The sequence below is a fragment of the Streptococcus oralis subsp. tigurinus genome, assembly GCF_002093545.1.
Taxonomy (GTDB): Bacteria; Bacillota; Bacilli; order Lactobacillales; family Streptococcaceae; genus Streptococcus; species Streptococcus oralis_C.
On the sequence record NZ_LNVF01000011.1, the window covers coordinates 26,077 to 43,627 of the forward strand.

Here is a 17,551-nt window from a genome sequence, read left to right on the forward strand (position 1 = left end):
CCCAACTGAGTTTTGAAGTCTTATTTAGTCTTCCCAAAGTTCTTTAACTTTTGCTTGTACTTCTGCATTTTCTAGGAATTCATCATAGGTTTCATCAATACGATCAATGACGCCATTCTTAGACAAAACAATAATATGGTTTGCTAAAGTTTGAATGAACTCGTGATCATGACTAGCAAAGATGATTGATTCTTTAAAGTTTTTCAATCCATCGTTCAAGCTTGAGATAGATTCCAAGTCCAAGTGGTTTGTTGGATCATCAAGTACAAGGACATTTGATTTCAAGAGCATGAGTTTTGAAAGCATGACACGTACTTTTTCTCCCCCTGACAAGACGTTTACAGGTTTGTTAACCTCGTCTCCAGAGAAGAGCATACGACCAAGGAAACCACGTAGGAAGGTATTGTCATCTTCTTCTTTACTTGCAAATTGACGCAACCAGTCAAGGATTGACTCTCCTCCTGCAAAATCAGCTGAGTTGTCTTTTGGCAAGTAAGAACGGCTAGTAGTAACTCCCCACTTAACCGTTCCTTCGTAGTCGATGTCACCCATAATTGCACGAATTAATGCAGTCGTTTGAATGTCATTTTGTCCAATAAGAGCTGTCTTATCACCTGGACGCAAGATGAAACTAATATTGTCCAGGATAGTTTCACCATCAATCTTTACAGTTAGATTTTCTACTGTCAAGAGATCATTACCAATCTCACGTTCTGCTTTAAAGTTGATAAATGGATATTTACGACTAGATGGCACAATCTCTTCTAATTCAATCTTGTCAAGCATTTTTTTACGAGACGTTGCCTGTCTTGACTTAGAAGCGTTGGCAGAGAAGCGAGCAACGAATTCTTGCAATTGCTTAATTTTCTCTTCTGCCTTGGCATTACGGTCTGCTAGCAATTTAGCAGCGAGCTCAGAAGATTCTTTCCAGAAGTCGTAGTTTCCGACATAGAGTTTGATTTTTCCAAAGTCAAGGTCGGCCATGTGGGTACATACTTTGTTTAAGAAGTGGCGGTCATGAGATACCACGATAACAGTGTTGTCAAAGTCAATCAAGAAGTCTTCTAGCCAAGTAATAGACTGGATATCCAAACCGTTGGTTGGCTCGTCCAAGAGAAGAACATCTGGTTTGCCAAAAAGTGCTTTGGCAAGGAGAACCTTCACTTTTTCACCATTGGCCAATTCGCTCATGTTTTGATAGTGCAATTCTTCTGGAATATTAAGATTTTGAAGTAGTTGAGACGCTTCACTCTCTGCCTCCCAACCTCCAAGTTCGGCAAATTCACCTTCGAGTTCGGCGGCACGCACACCATCCTCATCAGAGAAATCTTCCTTCATGTAGATAGCATCTTTTTCCTTCATGATGCTATAAAGTTTTTCATTTCCCATGATAACGACATCAATTGCACGTTCATCTTCATAGTCAAAGTGATTTTGACGAAGAACAGAGAGACGTTCATCTGGACCAAGAGAGATGTGACCAGTTGTTGGCTCAATATCACCAGCCAAGATTTTTAAGAATGTAGACTTCCCAGCACCATTAGCACCAATTAATCCGTATGTATTTCCTTCTGTAAATTTGATGTTGACATCATCAAAAAGTTTGCGATCACTAAAACGTAGTGAAACATCAGATACTGTAAGCAATGTTTTTCTCCTATAATATGTAATACATTTATTCTACTAGAAAAGAGAGAAATATTCAAATTTTTCTTTGTCAATTTTATGTCAACTAAGTTTACAGTTATATTTACAGCGAATCGGCTCTTTGATTTAAATAATTTTCTGTTATTTTAACAAAAAAATGCTATAATTGAAGAGACTATTTTGAAGGAGAAAAAAATGACGAAACCCATTATTTTAACAGGAGATCGTCCAACAGGAAAATTGCATATTGGACATTATGTTGGAAGTCTCAAAAATAGAGTATTACTGCAGGAAGAAGACAAGTATGAGATGTTTGTTTTTTTGGCGGACCAACAAGCCTTGACAGATCACGCCAAAGATCCTCAAACAATTGTAGAGTCTATTGGGAATGTTGCCTTGGATTATCTAGCAGTTGGATTGGATCCAAGCAAATCAACTATCTTTATTCAAAGCCAAATCCCAGAGTTGGCTGAACTATCTATGTACTATATGAATTTGGTGTCACTAGCTCGCTTGGAGCGCAATCCTACGGTGAAAACAGAGATTGCTCAGAAAGGGTTTGGAGAAAGTATTCCGACAGGATTTTTGGTTTATCCAATTGCGCAAGCAGCAGATATTACTGCCTTCAAGGCTAATTATGTTCCTGTAGGGACAGATCAGAAACCAATGATTGAACAAACTCGTGAGATTGTTCGTTCCTTTAATAATGCATATAACTGTGATGTCTTAGTGGAGCCAGAAGGGATATATCCAGAAAATGAGAGAGCAGGACGCTTGCCTGGTCTAGATGGAAATGCTAAAATGTCTAAATCCCTTAATAATGGTATTTATTTAGCAGATGATGCGGATACTTTACGTAAAAAAGTCATGAGTATGTATACTGATCCGGATCATATTCGAGTGGAGGATCCAGGTAAGATTGAAGGAAACATGGTTTTCCATTATCTAGATGTGTTTGGTCGTCCAGAAGATGCTCAAGAAATTGCGGATATGAAAGAGCATTATCAACGTGGTGGTCTTGGTGATGTGAAGACGAAACGTTATCTACTTGAAATATTAGAACGCGAACTTGGTCCTATTCGTGAGCGCCGTATCGAATTTGCTAAGGATATGGGTGAAGTGCACAATATGCTTCAAAAAGGTAGTGAAAAAGCTCGTGAGGTTGCAGGGCAAACTCTATCTGAAGTTAAGGGAGCAATGGGACTAAATTATTTTAAATAATAGATAAAATATGAATCGTAAAACTATCTCTTCCATAGAATAACAGGGATAGTTTTTTATATTTTCTGCTATAAATATAATTGACAAATTTCCATAGAATGGTATGATAGATACAATACAAAAAGAGTCAAGCTCAAAAAGAAAGAAAAGAGGAAACTTCAATGTCTAATTGGGACACTAAATTTTTGAAAAAAGGTTTTACCTTTGATGATGTATTGCTCATTCCAGCAGAAAGTCATGTGTTGCCTAATGATGCAGATTTAACAACAAAATTGGCAGATAATCTGACTTTAAATATCCCAATTATAACAGCCGCCATGGATACAGTCACAGAGAGTCAAATGGCCATTGCCATTGCTCGTGCAGGTGGTCTTGGAGTAATCCATAAAAATATGTCTATTGCGCAACAGGCAGATGAAGTTCGCAAGGTAAAACGTTCTGAAAATGGTGTTATTATTGATCCATTCTTCTTGACTCCAGAACATACCATTGCTGAGGCAGACGAACTGATGGGACGTTACCGTATCAGTGGTGTTCCAGTTGTAGAAACACTTGAAAATCGTAAATTGGTTGGTATTCTAACAAACCGAGATCTTCGCTTTATTTCAGATTACAATCAACCAATCTCGAACCATATGACCAGTGAAAATCTTGTCACTGCTCCTGTTGGTACAGATCTTGCAACAGCTGAACATATTCTTCAAGAACACCGTATTGAAAAACTTCCTTTGGTTGACGAGGAAGGCCGTCTTTCTGGCTTGATTACTATCAAAGATATTGAAAAAGTTATTGAGTTTCCAAATGCTGCTAAAGATGAGTTTGGTCGTCTTCTAGTTGCTGGTGCGGTGGGTGTCACTTCAGATACATTTGAACGTGCTGAAGCCCTTTTTGAAGCAGGTGCTGACGCAATTGTTATTGATACTGCACATGGTCACTCTGCTGGAGTTCTGCGTAAAATTGCTGAAATTCGTGCTCATTTCCCAGATCGTACTTTGATTGCAGGTAATATTGCAACTGCAGAAGGAGCGCGTGCTCTTTACGAAGCAGGTGTAGATGTTGTCAAAGTTGGAATTGGACCAGGTTCTATCTGTACCACTCGTGTGATTGCAGGTGTTGGTGTACCACAAGTTACAGCAATCTATGATGCAGCAGCAGTTGCGCATGAATATGGCAAAACAATCATCGCTGATGGTGGAATCAAGTATTCTGGAGATATTGTAAAGGCCCTTGCTGCAGGTGGAAATGCTGTTATGCTTGGATCAATGTTTGCTGGAACAGACGAAGCGCCAGGTGAAACGGAAATCTTCCAAGGACGTAAGTTTAAGACTTACCGTGGTATGGGATCAATCGCTGCAATGAAGAAAGGTTCAAGTGACCGTTACTTCCAAGGTTCTGTTAATGAAGCAAACAAACTCGTTCCAGAAGGAATTGAAGGTCGTGTTGCTTATAAAGGTGCTGTAGCTGATATCGTTTTCCAAATGATTGGTGGTATTCGCTCTGGTATGGGTTACTGTGGTGCAGCTAACCTTAAAGAACTACATGATAATGCTCAATTTATTGAAATGTCTGGGGCTGGTCTAAAAGAAAGTCATCCTCATGATGTGCAAATTACTAATGAAGCACCAAACTACTCTATGTAAACAAAAAAGAACTCCTGAAAATTAGGGGTTCTTTTATTTACAACAGTGTCAATTTAATTTACAGATATCTGACCGTTTTGAATATTGAAAATACTAAGGTTTTCTGGCAAGTTTTGTAAGTGATCCAAACTTGTTGTTGTGATAAAGGTCTGGATAGATTGAGAAATGGTTTCTAGTAATTTTAGTTGCCGGGTGTTATCAAGTTCGCTCATAACATCATCAAGCAAGAGTATCGGAGACTCGTTGGTAATACTTTCCATTAACTTGATCTCTGCTAGTTTGATAGAGAGAACAAGACTACGATGTTGCCCTTGACTTCCAAAACTAGCATCCATACCGTTGATATGGAAAGCAATGTCATCTCGATGAGGGCCAACACCAGTATTCTTTTTAAATAAATCTCTTGATCTACTTTTTTCTAAAGCCATTTTAAAAGAATCCATTAAGAATTGTTCATTAGTAAAGTTGACAGTTGATTGATAAGAAATTGACAACTCTTCTGATTGGTTTGAAATTTCTAAGTGTTTTTTTTGACCAAATTTTTCTAAGTCTTTGATGAATTTTATCCGATGCTTTATGACGCGACAACCATACTCTACTAACTGATCATCTAAGACCGACAGAAATGTTTCGTCAATCTTTTGACTGGATTTTAGGTAAGTGTTTCTTTGCTTGAGTATATGGTTATAGTTTGACAAGTCTGACAAGTAGATTGGTTTAATTTGTCCCAGCTCTATATCAATAAACTTTCGACGAACGGAGGGGGCTCCTTTAATTAACTGGAGATCCTCAGGTGCGAAGAGAACCACATTCATATGTCCGATGTAGTCTGAGAGACGAGCTTGTTTTAAGTGATTGACTTTAGTTACACGCCCTTTTGGTGTTAAATCAATTTCTAAAGGGATAGAGCCTGTTTTTTTCTGTAGCAAGCCAGAAAGATGGAGTTGTTCTTCATCAAAATGAATGAGATTTTTATCTGTCCGAGTCCGATGACTACGTGTTAAGGCCAAGAAATAGATTGCTTCTAGAATGTTGGTCTTTCCTTGTGCATTTTGGCCTAAAAAGACATTTAGTTTTGGATTGAAATCAATTTTCGTCTCTTTGTAGTTGCGAAAGGTTTTTATTGTTAAATGTTGGAGCCACATGATTATCTTCCTGGAAAACGTGGAGCTTGTTTGGTTTTAGGGGATAAAGCAGTTTTTTGTTTTTCTTTCTTTACACCCTTATTCATCTCTTTGACAAGTTTAGCAATCCGCTCTTTTTCAATCTTATCTGCTTGGTATTCTTCTTGCTCTTTTAAACTTGGTTGTGTCAAGGTGATGTCAATCTTTAAATCAGGGATGTCAATTACATCTCCTATACGGATCTTTTTCCCACGTCTAGTTTCTAATTCACCATTAAAGGAAACTTGATGTTCCATCAAAAAAGATTTAATAGCACCACCGCTTTGTATAATTCCAAGCTCTTTTAGGAGGGCTTGGAGCGTAATAAATTCTTCAAATAATTTGTATTCCATAATTCACCTCAATCTAAGGTATTATACCATATTTCTTAGAATTAAGTGAGCGAAATCACTGAAAATGAAAACGATTTTTATTTTAAAAGCGGTAAAGAGAATAAGAAATATTTTCCTTTTCGTGATATAATAGAACTCTATATGTAAGGAGGTAAGGTATGGAGTTAGTGCCTGGAATTTCAGCACATTTTGTTCAATCCAAAAAGTTTAAAACAAATAAAATCACTATTCGTTTTACTGCTCCCTTATCTCTTGAGACGATAGCAGGACGCATGTTAAGTGCAAGTATGTTGGAGACGGCAAATCAAGTTTACCCAACATCACAAGTATTTCGCAGATACTTGGCAAGTTTATATGGAACTGATATTTCCACAAGTGCTTATCGTAGGGGACAGGCACATATTCTTGACTTAACGTTTACTTATGTGAAGGATGATTTTTTAAGTAAAAAGAATGTCTTGACTTCTCGAATTTTGGAATTGGTGAAACAGACTTTATTTGCTCCCTTAGCTCAAGATGGTGCTTTTGAGCCAGCCCTATTTGAAATTGAAAGAAAACAGTTGTTGGCTAGTTTAGCTACTGATATGGATGATTCATTTTATTTTGCTCATAAGGAGTTGGATAGTTTGTTCTTTCATGATGAGCGTCTTCAATTGAGATACAGTGATTTACGAAATAGCATTTCAAATGAGTCTCCAGAAAGTAGCTACACTTGCTTTCAAGATGCTCTGAAAAATGATCGAATTGATTTCTTTTTCTTAGGTGATTTTAATGAAGTAGAAATTACAGAATCACTGAAGTCATTATCCCTTACAGCTAGAGAGAATTGTGTTCCTATCCAATATTATCAATCTTATTCGAATGTCCTACGAGAGGGAATGGTTCAGAGGAATGTTGGGCAATCTATTTTGGAATTAGGCTATCATTCTCCTGTAAAATATGGTGATGATGAGCATTTGCCTATGCTTGTTATGAATGGTCTGTTGGGTGAATTTGCACATTCGAAACTCTTTACAAATGTTCGTGAAAATGCTGGAATAGCCTATTCAGTCTCTAGTCAATTGGATTTGTTTAGTGGTCTGTTAAGGATGTATGCGGGTATTGATAGAGAAAATCGAAATCAGGCTAGAAAAATGATGAATCATCAATTGCTAGATCTGAAAAAGGGCAACTTTACAGATTTTGAACTTGAACAAACCAAGGAGATGATTCGAAGATCTTTATTGATTGCTCAAGATAATCAACAGACCCTGGTTGAAAGAGCCTATTTGAATGCTCTATTTGGAAAATCAAGCTTTGATATTGATCGATTGGTGGCAAAATTAGAGAGTGTTGATAAAGAAGCGGTATGTAAAGCTGCCAACAGTTTGAAATTACAAGCAATTTACTTTATGGAAGGAGTAGAATGACAAAGGTTACTTTTGAAGAAAAATACTATCCTGCTGTAAAGGAAACAGTCTACAAAACACAATTGTCAAATGGATTGACAGTTTCTTTACTCCCTAAACAAGATTTCAATGAGGTTTATGGGATTGTAACGGTTCAATTTGGTTCCGTAGATGCAACTTATACAAGTTTAGACAAAGGTTTACGTCATCATCCAGCAGGAATTGCACATTTTCTTGAACATAAATTGTTTGAAAGAGAAAATTCTGAGGATATGATGGCAGCTTTTACTCAATTAGGTGCGGACAGTAATGCCTTTACAAGCTTTACTAAGACCAGCTATCTTTTTTCAACAATTGACCATCTATTAGAGAATTTAGATTTGCTAGATGAGTTAGTCGGAGATGTTCATTTTACAGAAGAGTCTGTTTTGAGAGAACAGGATATTATCCAGCAAGAACGAGAAATGTATCAAGACGATCCAGACTCACGTTTATTTTTTGCAACATTAGCCAACCTTTATCCTGATACTCCTTTAGCAACAGATATTGTTGGAAGTGAAAAATCAATTTCTGAGATTCAAGTTTCAAATTTAAAAGAGAACTTTACAGACTTTTACAAACCTGTCAACATGTCACTGTTTTTAGTTGGAAATATTGATGCAAAAGTTGTTGAGGAATACTTTTCGAAAAAGGAAAAGAAAACTTTAGAACAGTTTACGGTTTCAAAAGAGAAACTACCCTTGCAGCCTGTGAAGCAAACAGATAGTCTTCGGATGGAAGTTTCTTCACCCAAACTTGCTGTTGCGATTAGAGGTAATGGGCAAATAACAGAAGCTGAGTCTTACCGTTACAATATTTTATTGAAATTACTATTTACGATGATGTTTGGTTGGACTTCTGACCGTTTTCAAAGGTTATATGAGACTGGGAAGTTAGATGCGTCATTGTCACTTGAGGTTGAAGTCAACAGTCGCTTTCATTTTGTGATATTGACAATGGATACCAAAGAGCCTGTTTCTCTGTCGCATCAATTTCGTAAAGCGATTCGTCAGTTTAGTAGTGATACGGATATTACAGAGGAACATTTAGATCTTGTTAAGAGTGAGATGTTTGGGGAGCTTTTCAGTAGCATGAACTCCTTGGAATTTATCGCAACCCAATACGATCCTATGGATCGCGGAGAAACAATTTTTGATTTTCCAAAAATTTTACAGGAAATTACTTTGGAGGATGTTCTAGAAGCTGGACATCGTTTGATTGATGATGGTGATCTAGTTGATTTTACCATCTTTCCAGCTTAAAAGATGACTAATACTAGAAAGAAGGAATGGTACGTATGAGAAAAAAAACAATTGGCGAGGTTCTACGTTTAGCTAGAATTAACCAGGGATTGAGTCTGGAAGAATTACAGGAAAAAACTGAAATTCAGTTGAACTTTCTAGAAGCTATGGAGGCAGATGATTTTGATCAACTTCCTAGTACCTTCTATGCTCGTTCTTTTTTAAGAAAATATGCTTGGGCAGTAGAGTTGGATGAGAGAATTGTCTTGGATGCCTATGATTCGGGTAGTATGATTACTTATGAAGAGGTCGATGTTGATGAAGAAGACTTGTCTGGTCGCAGACGATCAAATAAGAAAAAAACGTCTTATCTCCCCTTGTTTTATTTCGTTCTATTTGCTTTGTCGATTTTAATTTTTGTGACTTACTATGTCTGGAACTACATCCAAACTCAGCCAAGTCCTTCTTCTGTAAATTATAGTGTTGTTAGCTCAACTAGTTCCACAACCTCAACTAGTTCATCTTCTAGTGGTCAGACGTCTAGCTCATCTTCTACTACGGAATCAACTATTACAGTGTCAGGCGAAGGAAACCGCATTGAAGCTCTCTATAAAACGAGTAAGGAAACCGCTACGGTTCAGCTGGCAGTTTCAGATACGACTAGTTGGGTTAGTGTTTCGGGAAGTGAGTTGGAAGGTGGTGTGACACTATCCGCAGACAATAAGAATGCAAAAACAACAGTCTCAACGAAAGATTCTGTAACTATTACTTTGGGTGTGGTAAAGGGAGTTACTTTGACTGTGGACAATCAAACAATCGATACCTCGAAGCTGACAACTCAGACTGGAACTGTAACACTTACATTCACTACAGATTAAGGAAGAACCAATGAAAAAAGAACAAATCCCTAATGTATTAACAATTGGTAGAATTCTCTTTATACCTCTCTTTATTTTTATTTTGACTTTGGGCCATTCACAAGGCAGTCATTTGCTAGCAGCAGTCATCTTTGCAGTTGCTAGTATAACGGATTATCTTGATGGCTACCTTGCTCGTAAATGGAATGTGGTTAGCAACTTTGGAAAGTTTGCAGATCCAATGGCGGATAAGTTGTTGGTTATGTCAGCTTTTATCATGTTGATTGAGTTGGGTATGGCTCCAGCTTGGGTTGTTGCTATTATCATCTGTCGTGAACTTGCGGTGACAGGCCTGCGTTTGTTGCTTGTTGAGACGGGAGGGACAGTTCTAGCAGCAGCGATGCCTGGGAAAATCAAGACCTTTAGTCAAATGTTTGCCATTATCTTTTTGCTCTTACATTGGAATTTAATTGGGCAAATGTTGCTTTATATCGCTTTGTTTTTCACTATCTACTCTGGTTATGATTATTTCAAGGGTAGCGCTCATATATTCAAAGGGACATTTGGTTCGAAATGAAATCGATTATTGAAGTAAAAGATCTGTCTTTTCGTTACAAGGAAGATCAGGATCATTATGATGTTAATAATGTCTCGTTTCACGTGAAACGGGGAGAATGGCTTTCGATTGTAGGTCATAATGGAAGTGGGAAATCGACAACTATCCGTTTGATTGATGGATTGCTTGAGGCAGAGTCTGGGGAAATCTGGATAGATGGGCAATTGCTGTCCTCTGAGAATGTTTGGGACTTACGCCGTCAAATTGGTATGGTTTTTCAAAATCCAGATAACCAATTTGTGGGGGCAACTGTTGAAGATGATGTCGCCTTTGGATTAGAAAATCAGGGACTTCCTCGAGAAGAAATGAAGAAGAGAGTGGCTGAATCTTTGGAGTTGGTAGGTATGCTGGACTTTAAGAAGAGAGAACCAGCTCGTTTATCTGGTGGACAAAAACAACGGGTGGCTATTGCAGGAGTTGTTGCCTTGAGGCCAGCTATTTTGATTTTGGACGAGGCTACAAGTATGTTGGATCCTGAGGGACGCAGCGAACTGATTCAGACGGTTCAAGAGATTCGAAAAGACCACCAGATGACAGTCGTCTCCATTACACATGATTTAGAGGAAGTTGCGATGAGTGACCGTGTCTTGGTCATGAAAAAAGGCCAAGTGGAGTCAACCAGCAGCCCAAGAGAACTTTTTTCTCGGGATGACCTTGACCAGATAGGGTTAGATGAGCCTTTTGCTAATCAATTGAGAGAATCTTTGAGAGAGACTGGTTATCAGTTGCCGGATGGCTATTTGACAGAAGGAGAGCTAGAGGACAAGTTATGGGAATTACTCTAGAAAATGTGAGCTTTACCTATCAAGAGGGGACTCCCCTATCTTCATCAGCCTTGGCTGATGTTTCCTTGACGATTGAGGACGGCTCCTATACTGCTTTGATAGGACATACAGGTAGTGGGAAATCAACGATCTTACAGCTTTTAAATGGCCTATTGCTTCCAAGCAAGGGTTCTGTTCGAGTTTTTGATACCGTCATTACCCCTACATCAACCAATAAAGAAATTCGCCAGATTCGAAAGCAAGTCGGTTTAGTTTTTCAATTTGCTGAAAATCAGATTTTCGAAGAAACTGTTTTGAAAGATGTTGCGTTTGGACCACAAAATTTTGGAGTTTCTGAGGAAGAAGCCAAGAAAATTGCGCGTGAAAAGTTAGCCTTGGTAGGTATCGATGAGTCACTCTTTGAGCGCAGTCCTTTTGAACTTTCGGGTGGCCAAATGAGACGTGTGGCTATAGCAGGTATGCTGGCCATGGAGCCAACTGTCTTGGTTTTGGATGAGCCGACAGCAGGGCTAGATCCTTTGGGCAGAAAAGAATTGATGACCTTGTTTAAAGAACTCCACCTTTCTGGAATGACAATCGTCTTGGTAACGCATTTGATGGATGATGTAGCTGCATATGCTGATCAGGTCTATGTTATGGAAAAGGGGCGTTTGGTCAAAAGTGGCAAACCGTGCGAAGTTTTCCAAGATGTAGCCTCTATGGAAAAAGTACAGTTAGGTGTGCCTAAAATCACAGCCTTTTGTAAACGTTTGGCAGATAGGGGTGTAGCTTTTAAAAAACTGCCAATCAAGATAGAGGAGTTTAAGGAGTCGCTAAATGGATAGTATGATTTTAGGACGTTATATACCAGGAGATTCCATCATTCATCGCTTGGATCCCCGTAGTAAATTGCTCGCTATGATCCTGTTGATTTTGATTGTATTTTGGGCCAATAATCCCCTCACCAATCTCATTCTGTTTGTAGCGACAGGTATATTTATCGCTTTGTCAGGCGTTTCTCTCTCATTTTTCGTTCAGGGATTAAAATCCATGTTCTTCCTGATTGCTTTTACGACTCTTTTTCAGCTCTTTTTCATTTCAAGTGGAAATGTCCTATTTGAGTTTTCTTTTATAAGAATAACGGATTATGCTTTGCAACAAGCGGGAATCATTTTCTGTCGTTTTGTGTTGATTATTTTCTTTTCAACCTTGCTAACCTTAACGACCATGCCTTTGAGCCTGGCAGCTGCAGTTGAAGCTCTTTTAGCACCGTTGAAACGCGTGAAAGTTCCCGTTCATGAAATTGGTCTGATGTTATCAATGAGTTTGCGTTTTGTTCCAACTCTGATGGATGACACGACGAGAATTATGAATGCTCAAAAAGCTCGTGGAGTTGACTTTGGCGAGGGAAGCATCGTTCAAAAAGTAAAGGCTATGATTCCAATTTTAATTCCTCTTTTTGCGACGAGCTTAAAGCGTGCAGATTCATTGGCAATAGCCATGGAAGCACGTGGCTATCAGGGAGGAAAGGGTAGAAGTCAGTATAGACAGTTGAGATGGAGTCAAAAGGATACACTGGCAATTCTTATGATTTTGGTACTGGGATGTTTCTTATTTTTCTTAAAATCTTAGCAGGTTTGTAGGATTGATAAGAAGTTCACAGTAGCAGATTTTTAGTATAAAGGTAGGAATATGAACCGTTTTAAAAAATCAAAATATCTAATCATCGTTTTTGTCACAGTTCTGGCAGTTTCTGTACTATTAGTGACAACCTATTCAAGCGCTATTGTGATGAAACTAGGAGATGGGATTTCCTTAGTAGATAGAATTGTTCAAAAACCTTTTCAGTGGTTTGATACTTTCAAATCAGATTTGGGACATTTGACGCGGACTTACAATGAAAACGAAAGTCTAAAAAAACAGCTCTATCAACTAGAGGTAGAATCTAATCAATCAGAAAGTTTAAAAAATGAAAATGAACAACTACGTCAGTTGCTGGATATGAAGTCAAAATTGCAGGCTACAAAAAACATAGCAGCAGATGTAATTACGCGTTCACCGGTATTTTGGAAGCAAGAGTTAACGATAGATGCAGGAAGTTCAAAGGGTGCTTCTGAAAATATGTTGGCCATTGCAAATGGGGGCTTGATTGGCAGTGTTTCAAAAGTGGAGGATCATTCAACGACTGTCAACCTATTGACAAATACCGAAAATTCGGATAAAATTTCCGTTAAAATCTTGCATGGTTCTACTGAAATTTACGGAATTATCGTTGGTTATGACAAAGAAACCGAACTTCTTAAAATTAGTCAATTAAACAGTAACAGCGACATTAGTGCTGGAGATAGGGTGACTACAGGGGGGCTTGGAAACTTTAATGTTAAGGATATTCCTGTTGGAGAGGTTGTTGCTACAACTCATAGCAGTGATTATCTAACACGAGAGGTAACAGTAAAGTTAAGTGCTGATACTAAAGATCTTCATGTGGTAGAGTTAGTGGGGAATTAGCAATGAGACTGTTAAAACAAGTTGGTATTTTCTTTTTACTTCCTTTTCTTGTGCTAATTGATGCACATATTGGCCAATTAGTAGAATCCTTTTATCCACATTTTCACTTAGCCAGTCATTTCCTGTTTTTATTTCTCTTGTTTGAGACAATTGAGGTATCAGAATACTTCTATCTAGCTTATTGCTGTATAGCAGGTTTGGTGTACGATATCTATTTTTTCCACTTGATAGGAATTGCGACACTTTTATTTATCTTGATAGGTGCCTCACTTCACAAGTTTAATAGTGTGACTTTGTTGAACCGTTGGACGAGAATGTTAACAATAGTTGTGATGAGCTTCCTATTTGATATGGGTAGTTATCTCCTGGCCCTTGCTATGGGACTGACAGTAGAATCAATGCCAGTTTTCATTGTCTACAGTCTTGTCCCATCAATGATTTTAAACTTTTTGTGGATGGTGATTTTCCAGTATATTTTTGAAAAATATTATCTATAAGAAAGAAATAAAAATGTAACAAAGGCGTAATATTTATTATGTCTTTTTTTGGTATACTAGTAATGTCTTAAATAGAAGGAGTATCTACACAATATGAAGAAAAAAATCTTAGCGTCACTTTTATTAAGTACAGTATTAGTGTCTCAAGTGTCGGTGTTAACAACTGTTCACGCTGAAACAACTGATGAAAAAATTGCTGCTCAAGATAGTAAGATTAGTGACTTGACAGCCCAACAAAAAGAAGCTCAAAAACAGGTAGATGAAATCCAAACGCAAGTTACAGCTATTCAAACACAGCAAACAAACTTGCAAGCTGAAAATGAAACACTACAGGCGGAATCTAAAAAACTTGAAGGAGAAATTACAGAGCTTTCTAAGAACATTGTTGCTCGTAATGAATCTTTGGAAAAACAAGCACGTAGCGCACAAACAAACGGTGCTGCAACTAGCTATATCAATACAATTGTAAATTCAAAATCAATTACAGAAGCTATTTCCCGTGTTGCGGCTATGAGCGAGATTGTATCAGCTAACAACAAAATGTTAGAGCAACAAAAAGCTGATAAAAAATCAATCTCGGAAAAACAAGTTGCAAATAATGAAGCAATCAATACTGTAATTGCGAACCAACAAAAGCTTGCTGACGATGCACAAACATTGACAACAAAACAGGCGGAGTTAAAAGTTGCTGAGTTGAACCTTGCTGCAGAGAAAGCTACTGCAGAAGGCGAGAAAGCTACCTTGTTGGAACAAAAAGCAGCAGCAGAGGCAGAAGCGAAAGCAGCAGCTGAAGCAGAGGCAGCTTATAAAGCACGTCAAACAAGTCAACAACAATCAGTTGTTGCTTCTGGAAACACAAGTTTCTCAGCTCAAGTGCAAGCAACATCTACATCAGCGTCAGCGTCAGCATCAGCGTCAGCATCTGACGACGAGGACTCAAGCTACACTCCAGCACCTACTCCAGCACCTACTCCTACTAGACAGCGTCCAACATACAGTACAAATGCTTCAAGTTATCCAACTGGTGAATGTACTTGGGGAGCTAAAACATTAGCACCTTGGGCTGGAGATTACTGGGGTAACGGAGCGCAGTGGGCTACAAGTGCAGCGGCTGCAGGATTCCGTACTGGATCAACTCCACAAGTTGGTGCGATTGCATGTTGGAATGACGGTGGATATGGACACGTAGCGGTTGTTACAGCAGTTTCATCAACAACTAGCATTCAAGTATCAGAATCAAACTATGGTGGAGATCGTACAATCGGTAACAAACGTGGATGGTTCAACCCAACAACAACTTCTGAAGGTTATGTTACTTATATCTATCCAAACTAATGAATGAAACAAAGAGGCTCGATTTGAGTCTCTTTTATTATTTTTTATCGAAAGCAAGGCCGAAATCTATCAAAATCACTTGAAAATATGGCTAAAATGTGGTAGAATGAAACTTGTCGTGTAAACGATAATACTCATTCTTGATGAATTGTGAAACTGTTGCCCTCGGGTCGTTTTGCAAGTTGAAATCGAGAAGAGGAAAAAAACAAAAAGGAGAAATACTCATGGCAGTAATTTCAATGAAACAACTTCTTGAGGCTGGTGTACACTTTGGTCACCAAACTCGTCGCTGGAACCCTAAGATGGCTAAGTACATCTTCACTGAGCGTAACGGAATCCATGTTATCGACTTGCAACAAACTGTAAAATACGCTGACCAAGCATACGACTTCATGCGTGATGCGGCAGCTAACGATGCAGTTGTATTGTTTGTTGGTACAAAAAAACAAGCTGCTGACGCTGTTAAAGAGGAAGCAGAACGTTCAGGTCAATACTACATCAACCACCGTTGGTTGGGTGGAACTCTTACTAACTGGGGAACTATCCAAAAACGTATCGCTCGTTTGAAAGAAATCAAACGTATGGAAGAAGAAGGAATCTTTGATGTTCTTCCTAAGAAAGAAGTTGCACTTCTTAACAAACAACGTGCACGTCTTGAAAAATTCTTGGGTGGTATCGAAGATATGCCTCGTATCCCAGATGTAATGTACGTAGTTGACCCACATAAAGAACAAATCGCTGTTAAAGAAGCTAAAAAATTGGGTATCCCAGTTGTAGCGATGGTTGACACAAACACTGATCCAGACGATATCGATGTAATCATCCCAGCTAACGATGACGCTATCCGCGCGGTTAAATTGATTACAGCTAAATTGGCTGACGCTATCATCGAAGGACGTCAAGGCGAAGACGCAACAGCAGTTGAAGCTGAATTTGCAGCTTCAGAAGCTCAAGCAGACTCAATCGAAGAAATCGTTGAAGTTGTAGAAGGCGACAACGCTTAATTAAAATAAGTAATCATTACCTAGGAGGGCGGGGCTTAGCCCGGCTCTCCTATTTTTAAAAAATATAGGAGAATCAAAATGGCAGAAATTACAGCTAAACTTGTTAAAGAGTTGCGTGAAAAATCTGGTGCTGGTGTTATGGACGCTAAGAAAGCATTGGTTGAAGTTGAAGGTGATATCGAAAAAGCAATCGAATTGCTTCGCGAAAAAGGTATGGCTAAGGCAGCTAAGAAAGCTGACCGTGTTGCAGCTGAAGGTTTGACTGGTGTATTTGTTAACGGTAACGTTGCAGCAGTAGTTGAAGTAAATGCTGAAACTGACTTCGTTGCAAAAAATGCTCAATTCGTTGACTTGGTAAATGCTACAGCTAAAGTAATTGCTGAAGGAAAACCAGCTAACAACGAAGAAGCTCTTGCCTTGACAATGCCTTCAGGTGAAACTCTTGAAGCAGCCTATGTATCTGCAACAGCTACAATCGGTGAAAAAATCTCATTCCGTCGTTTTGCTTTGCTTGAAAAAACTGATGCACAACACTTTGGAGCATACCAACACAATGGTGGACGTATCGGTGTTATCTCTGTCATCGAAGGTGGAGATGAGGCACTTGCTAAACAAATCTCAATGCATATCGCTGCGATGAAACCAACAGTTCTTTCTTACAAAGAATTGGATGAGCAGTTCGTTAAAGATGAGTTGGCACAATTGAACCACGTGATTGACCAAGATAATGATAGCCGTGCAATGGTTGGTAAACCAGCTCTTCCACACTTGAAATATGGATCAAAAGCTCAATTGACTGATGAAGTGATTGCTCAAGCTGAAGAAGATATCAAAGCTGAATTGGTTGCAGAAGGCAAACCAGAAAAAATCTGGGACAAAATCATCCCAGGTAAAATGGATCGCTTCATGCTTGACAACACTAAAGTTGACCAAGCATACACACTTCTTGCACAAGTATACATCATGGATGACAGCAAGACGGTTGAAGCCTACCTTGATTCAGTTAACGCTTTAGTAGTTGAGTTCGCTCGCTTTGAAGTTGGTGAAGGTATCGAAAAAGCTGCAAATGATTTTGAAGCTGAAGTTGCAGCTACAATGGCAGCAGCTTTGAATAACTAAAGAATCTGAAACAAAATAGTTCTCAGCCACAAAAAAGCTAGAGGTTTCCAATTGAGAAACTGAACTGCACCCCAAAAGTTAGACAGAAAAAATCTAACTTTTGGGGTGTTTTTACTATGAAATTAACTTATGATGATAAAGTTCAGATCTATGAACTTA

General features: G+C 38.6%; 17 protein-coding genes. 14 read left to right on the plus strand and 3 right to left on the minus strand.

Annotated features, from left to right (window positions below; all coding sequences use genetic code 11):
* Positions 1–24 precede the first annotated feature (24 nt).
* A complete protein-coding gene (locus ATE34_RS09555; protein ID WP_000958773.1) occupies positions 25–1,647 on the minus strand; it encodes an ATP-binding cassette domain-containing protein in 1,623 nt (540 codons plus the stop codon).
* A 195-nt stretch (positions 1,648–1,842) separates the two neighbouring features.
* Here ATE34_RS09555 and trpS point away from each other — a divergent pair, with 195 nt between their 5' ends.
* The gene (trpS, locus tag ATE34_RS09560) at positions 1,843–2,868 is read left to right on the plus strand and encodes a tryptophan--tRNA ligase (RefSeq protein ID WP_000165468.1); all 1,026 of its coding nucleotides are present in this window, start codon (positions 1,843–1,845) and stop codon (positions 2,866–2,868) included.
* A 161-nt stretch (positions 2,869–3,029) separates the two neighbouring features.
* Positions 3,030–4,508, plus strand: coding sequence for an IMP dehydrogenase (gene guaB / locus ATE34_RS09565; RefSeq protein WP_000073408.1), 1,479 nt, complete (start codon positions 3,030–3,032; stop codon positions 4,506–4,508).
* Positions 4,509–4,561: 53 nt separating this feature from the next.
* Here guaB and recF read toward each other — a convergent pair whose 3' ends face one another.
* Both recF and yaaA read right to left on the minus strand, forming a co-directional pair.
* Complete coding sequence (gene recF, locus ATE34_RS09570) at positions 4,562–5,653, minus strand: DNA replication/repair protein RecF (protein ID WP_061599220.1); 1,092 nt, start codon at positions 5,651–5,653, stop codon at positions 4,562–4,564.
* Between the two features lie 2 nt (positions 5,654–5,655).
* Entirely contained in the window at positions 5,656–6,024 is a 369-nt protein-coding gene (gene yaaA, locus ATE34_RS09575; protein WP_000455881.1) for a S4 domain-containing protein YaaA, read from the minus strand.
* Between the two features lie 158 nt (positions 6,025–6,182).
* Between yaaA and yfmF the strand changes: the two genes are divergently transcribed.
* The 12 genes from yfmF to tsf all read left to right on the plus strand — a co-directional run bounded on the left by yfmF (position 6,183) and on the right by tsf (position 17,392).
* A complete protein-coding gene (gene yfmF, locus ATE34_RS09580; protein WP_061599221.1) occupies positions 6,183–7,433 on the plus strand; it encodes an EF-P 5-aminopentanol modification-associated protein YfmF in 1,251 nt (416 codons plus the stop codon).
* Positions 7,430–8,713 (plus strand): EF-P 5-aminopentanol modification-associated protein YfmH, encoded by a 1,284-nt coding sequence (gene yfmH / locus ATE34_RS09585; protein WP_061599222.1) that lies wholly within the window; start codon positions 7,430–7,432, stop codon positions 8,711–8,713. Before yfmF ends, yfmH begins: the two co-directional genes overlap by 4 nt.
* Before the next feature lie 35 nt (positions 8,714–8,748).
* Positions 8,749–9,570: a cytoskeleton protein RodZ gene (gene rodZ / locus ATE34_RS09590; protein WP_061599223.1), complete on the plus strand. Its 822-nt coding sequence runs from the start codon at positions 8,749–8,751 to the stop codon at positions 9,568–9,570.
* 10 nt (positions 9,571–9,580) lie between these two features.
* On the plus strand, positions 9,581–10,126 hold the full coding sequence (pgsA, locus tag ATE34_RS09595) for a CDP-diacylglycerol--glycerol-3-phosphate 3-phosphatidyltransferase (protein ID WP_061599224.1): 546 nt from the start codon (positions 9,581–9,583) through the stop codon (positions 10,124–10,126).
* Positions 10,123–10,950: an energy-coupling factor ABC transporter ATP-binding protein gene (locus ATE34_RS09600; protein ID WP_061599225.1), complete on the plus strand. Its 828-nt coding sequence runs from the start codon at positions 10,123–10,125 to the stop codon at positions 10,948–10,950. Before pgsA ends, ATE34_RS09600 begins: the two co-directional genes overlap by 4 nt.
* Complete coding sequence (locus tag ATE34_RS09605) at positions 10,935–11,774, plus strand: energy-coupling factor transporter ATPase (protein ID WP_061599226.1); 840 nt, start codon at positions 10,935–10,937, stop codon at positions 11,772–11,774. The genes ATE34_RS09600 and ATE34_RS09605 overlap by 16 nt, the downstream gene beginning before the upstream one ends.
* Complete coding sequence (locus ATE34_RS09610) at positions 11,767–12,561, plus strand: energy-coupling factor transporter transmembrane component T family protein (protein WP_061599227.1); 795 nt, start codon at positions 11,767–11,769, stop codon at positions 12,559–12,561. Before ATE34_RS09605 ends, ATE34_RS09610 begins: the two co-directional genes overlap by 8 nt.
* 60 nt (positions 12,562–12,621) lie before the next feature.
* On the plus strand, positions 12,622–13,437 hold the full coding sequence (mreC, locus tag ATE34_RS09615) for a rod shape-determining protein MreC (protein ID WP_061599228.1): 816 nt from the start codon (positions 12,622–12,624) through the stop codon (positions 13,435–13,437).
* Positions 13,438–13,439: 2 nt separating this feature from the next.
* A complete protein-coding gene (gene mreD, locus ATE34_RS09620; protein ID WP_001237923.1) occupies positions 13,440–13,934 on the plus strand; it encodes a rod shape-determining protein MreD in 495 nt (164 codons plus the stop codon).
* Between the two features lie 93 nt (positions 13,935–14,027).
* Positions 14,028–15,269 carry a peptidoglycan hydrolase PcsB gene (gene pcsB, locus ATE34_RS09625; protein WP_084911887.1) on the plus strand — a complete coding sequence of 414 codons (1,242 nt, stop codon included), beginning with the start codon at positions 14,028–14,030 and terminating at the stop codon, positions 15,267–15,269.
* A 224-nt stretch (positions 15,270–15,493) separates the two neighbouring features.
* A complete protein-coding gene (gene rpsB / locus ATE34_RS09630; protein ID WP_000268477.1) occupies positions 15,494–16,273 on the plus strand; it encodes a 30S ribosomal protein S2 in 780 nt (259 codons plus the stop codon).
* Between the two features lie 78 nt (positions 16,274–16,351).
* Complete coding sequence (gene tsf / locus ATE34_RS09635; protein ID WP_061599230.1) at positions 16,352–17,392, plus strand: translation elongation factor Ts; 1,041 nt, start codon at positions 16,352–16,354, stop codon at positions 17,390–17,392.
* Positions 17,393–17,551: the final 159 nt, after the last annotated feature.

What these genes read in the sequence shown, in the direction of transcription:
- recF (WP_061599220.1), bottom strand. Translation starts at nt 5,653, where the DNA reads ATGTGGCTCCAACATTTAACAATAAAAACCTTTCGCAACTACAAAGAG.
- ATE34_RS09610 (WP_061599227.1), top strand. Translation starts at nt 11,767, where the DNA reads ATGGATAGTATGATTTTAGGACGTTATATACCAGGAGATTCCATCATT.
- pcsB (WP_084911887.1), top strand. Translation starts at nt 14,028, where the DNA reads ATGAAGAAAAAAATCTTAGCGTCACTTTTATTAAGTACAGTATTAGTG.
- trpS (WP_000165468.1), top strand. Translation starts at nt 1,843, where the DNA reads ATGACGAAACCCATTATTTTAACAGGAGATCGTCCAACAGGAAAATTG.
- guaB (WP_000073408.1), top strand. Translation starts at nt 3,030, where the DNA reads ATGTCTAATTGGGACACTAAATTTTTGAAAAAAGGTTTTACCTTTGAT.
- pgsA (WP_061599224.1), top strand. Translation starts at nt 9,581, where the DNA reads ATGAAAAAAGAACAAATCCCTAATGTATTAACAATTGGTAGAATTCTC.
- rodZ (WP_061599223.1), top strand. Translation starts at nt 8,749, where the DNA reads ATGAGAAAAAAAACAATTGGCGAGGTTCTACGTTTAGCTAGAATTAAC.
- ATE34_RS09605 (WP_061599226.1), top strand. Translation starts at nt 10,935, where the DNA reads ATGGGAATTACTCTAGAAAATGTGAGCTTTACCTATCAAGAGGGGACT.
- mreC (WP_061599228.1), top strand. Translation starts at nt 12,622, where the DNA reads ATGAACCGTTTTAAAAAATCAAAATATCTAATCATCGTTTTTGTCACA.
- yfmH (WP_061599222.1), top strand. Translation starts at nt 7,430, where the DNA reads ATGACAAAGGTTACTTTTGAAGAAAAATACTATCCTGCTGTAAAGGAA.
- yfmF (WP_061599221.1), top strand. Translation starts at nt 6,183, where the DNA reads ATGGAGTTAGTGCCTGGAATTTCAGCACATTTTGTTCAATCCAAAAAG.
- rpsB (WP_000268477.1), top strand. Translation starts at nt 15,494, where the DNA reads ATGGCAGTAATTTCAATGAAACAACTTCTTGAGGCTGGTGTACACTTT.
- yaaA (WP_000455881.1), bottom strand. Translation starts at nt 6,024, where the DNA reads ATGGAATACAAATTATTTGAAGAATTTATTACGCTCCAAGCCCTCCTA.
- ATE34_RS09600 (WP_061599225.1), top strand. Translation starts at nt 10,123, where the DNA reads ATGAAATCGATTATTGAAGTAAAAGATCTGTCTTTTCGTTACAAGGAA.
- mreD (WP_001237923.1), top strand. Translation starts at nt 13,440, where the DNA reads ATGAGACTGTTAAAACAAGTTGGTATTTTCTTTTTACTTCCTTTTCTT.
- tsf (WP_061599230.1), top strand. Translation starts at nt 16,352, where the DNA reads ATGGCAGAAATTACAGCTAAACTTGTTAAAGAGTTGCGTGAAAAATCT.